Genomic DNA, 2810 nt, shown 5'->3' with positions numbered 1-2810 from the left:
AGCCGTCGAAAACTGCTTTCCCGGCCATCAAAAAAGCCCCATTAACTCACCAACCAGGATTTCGCTTCCCCGTGCAAAGCCCTCATAGGGGGAGAAGGAAAGATCGCGTTCGTTCACCCTTTCGCTGCCTCTTCGATCTTGGCGATGTCGATCTTGGTCATCTGCATCATCGCCTGCATGACACGGCCGGCCTTTTCCGTGTCGGGGTCCAGCAGCAGCTTCGGCAACTGCTCGGGAACGACCTGCCAGGAGAGGCCGAATTTGTCCTTCAGCCAGCTGCACTGGCTGGGCTGGCCACCGCCCGCGATGAGCCTGTCCCAGAAATAGTCGACCTCTTCCTGCGTCTTGCAGTCGATGGAGAGCGAGACTGCCTGGGTGAACTTGAATTGCGGGCCGCCGTTGAGCGCCTGAAACTGAACGCCGTCGAGCTCGAATGAGACCATCAGCACCTTGCCCTCATTATCGCCGCTGCCCTTGGGCCAGCGCATCACGCTCAGCACCTTCGAATTCTTGAAGATGGAGATGTAATGGTTCATGGCCTCCTCGGCCTGGTCGTCGAACCACAGGCAGGGGGTGATCTTTTGCATTCGCTTGCTCCTCGGGCTGGTTTTGGCTTGTTTCACTCGCAAAACGGCCGGCTGGCAATTGATGCCCGGTCCCGCCGTCTGCTCAAGGACGCTCGAGCAAAACACGATCCGACAGCACTTCTGACTTTTTTACGGCCTGGACCGGCTGCGTCTTTGGCTGGCCGCTCGTTCCGCACCCTGGCGCAGCGCAAAATTGTGGCCAGACCAGAGTGTGCCGTCTATAAGGCCTGCGGCTCAATTCCGGTTTTCCGCACCTTTGGGCGCGACGCAGACAGCAAGGACAGTTCAATGCCCGCCTACCGTTCCCGCACCACCACCCATGGCCGCAACATGGCCGGCGCCCGCGGCCTGTGGCGCGCTACCGGCATGAAGGATTCGGATTTCGGCAAGCCGATCATTGCCGTGGTCAATTCCTTCACCCAATTCGTGCCGGGCCATGTCCATTTGAAGGATCTCGGCCAGCTGGTTGCCCGCGAGATCGAAAAAGCCGGCGGCGTCGCCAAGGAGTTCAACACCATTGCCGTCGATGACGGCATCGCCATGGGCCATGACGGCATGCTCTATTCGCTGCCGTCGCGCGAATTGATCGCCGACTCGGTCGAATACATGGTCAACGCGCACTGCGCCGACGCGATGGTCTGCATCTCGAATTGCGACAAGATCACGCCCGGCATGCTGATGGCGTCGCTGCGCCTCAACATCCCGACCGTCTTCGTCTCCGGCGGGCCGATGGAGGCCGGCAAGGTGGTGCTCGCCGGCAAGAGCCAGGCGCTTGATCTGGTCGACGCCATGGTCGCGGCCGCCGACGACAAGGTGTCCGACGAGGACGTCAGGACCATCGAGCGATCGGCCTGTCCGACCTGCGGCTCGTGCTCGGGCATGTTCACCGCCAATTCGATGAACTGCCTGACCGAGGCGCTCGGCCTGTCGCTGCCCGGCAATGGTTCGACGCTGGCGACGCATGCCGACCGCAAGCGCCTGTTCGTCGAAGCAGGCCACCTGATCGTCGATCTTGCCCAGCGCTATTACGAGCAGGACGACGACACCGCGCTGCCGCGCAGCATCGCCTCGAAGGGCGCCTTCGAGAACTCCATGACACTCGACATCGCCATGGGCGGTTCGACCAACACCGTGCTGCACATCCTTGCCGCGGCACATGAGGGCGAGGTCGACTTCACCATGGAGGACATCGACCGGCTGTCGCGGCGGGTGCCGGTGCTGTGCAAGGTGGCCCCGGCCAAGGCAGACGTCCATATGGAGGATGTCCACCGCGCCGGCGGCATCATGGCCATCCTCGGCCAGTTGGATAGTGCTGGGCTGATCAACCGCGACCTGCCGACGGTGCACACCGCAAGCCTCGGCGAAGCGCTCGATCATTGGGATATTTCGCGCACCACCAGCCAGAATGTCCGCGATTTCTTCCTGGCGGCACCCGGCGGCGTGCCGACGCAAGTCGCGTTCAGCCAGGACCGCCGCTGGGACGATCTCGATCTCGACCGCGAGAAGGGCGTCATCCGCTCGGCCGAACATCCTTTCTCCAGGGATGGCGGCCTTGCCGTGCTGAAAGGCAATCTGGCACTCGATGGCTGCATCGTGAAGACGGCGGGCGTCGATGAATCGATCCTGAAATTCACCGGTCCGGCAAGAGTGTTCGAAAGCCAGGACGCCAGCGTCAAGGCGATCCTGTCGAACGAGATCAAGGCCGGCGATGTCGTCGTCATCCGCTATGAAGGGCCACGCGGCGGACCCGGCATGCAGGAAATGCTCTACCCGACCAGCTATTTGAAGTCGAAAGGCCTCGGCAAAGCCTGCGCACTGATCACCGACGGTCGTTTTTCCGGCGGCACCTCCGGCCTGTCGATCGGCCATGTCTCGCCGGAAGCCGCGGAAGGCGGTCTGATCGGGCTGGTCAGGGAAGGCGACACGATCGAGATCGATATCCCCAACCGCACCATCAGGCTTGCTGTCGACGACGCCGAACTCATCGCCCGTCGCGCCGCGATGGAGGCCAGGGGAACGGCTGCCTGGAAGCCCGAAGAAAAGCGCAAGCGCAAGGTGACGACGGCCTTGCGCGCCTATGCGGCGATGGCGACAAGTGCCGCCAAGGGGGCGGTGCGGTACGTGCCGGAATAGAGGCTTTTCCTTCTCCCCTTGTGAGACCTTTGCATAGAAGCCGATTGGTGATTCTGTGATGATGGTCGAAGCAGGGAGATTCGGGATGGC

The 2810-nt window shown here is 62.2% G+C and carries 2 protein-coding genes; one reads left to right on the top strand and one right to left on the bottom strand.

The features are described from left to right. Positions 1–113: 113 nt before the first annotated feature. Positions 114–587 carry a VOC family protein gene (locus tag NKJ23_RS34350; RefSeq protein ID WP_352568320.1) on the bottom strand — a complete coding sequence of 158 codons (474 nt, stop codon included), beginning with the start codon at positions 585–587 and terminating at the stop codon, positions 114–116. A 288-nt stretch (positions 588–875) separates the two neighbouring features. Here NKJ23_RS34350 and ilvD point away from each other — a divergent pair, with 288 nt between their 5' ends. Further along, positions 876–2720 (top strand): dihydroxy-acid dehydratase, encoded by a 1845-nt coding sequence (gene ilvD / locus NKJ23_RS34345; protein WP_352614456.1) that lies wholly within the window; start codon positions 876–878, stop codon positions 2718–2720. Positions 2721–2810: the final 90 nt, after the last annotated feature.

Origin of the sequence: Mesorhizobium sp. M0184, from assembly GCF_040322215.1 — a bacterium.
GTDB lineage: Bacteria > Pseudomonadota > Alphaproteobacteria > Rhizobiales > Rhizobiaceae > Mesorhizobium.
Note: the sequence above shows the minus strand (reverse complement) of the source record. Positions and strands in the feature narration are given on the sequence as shown.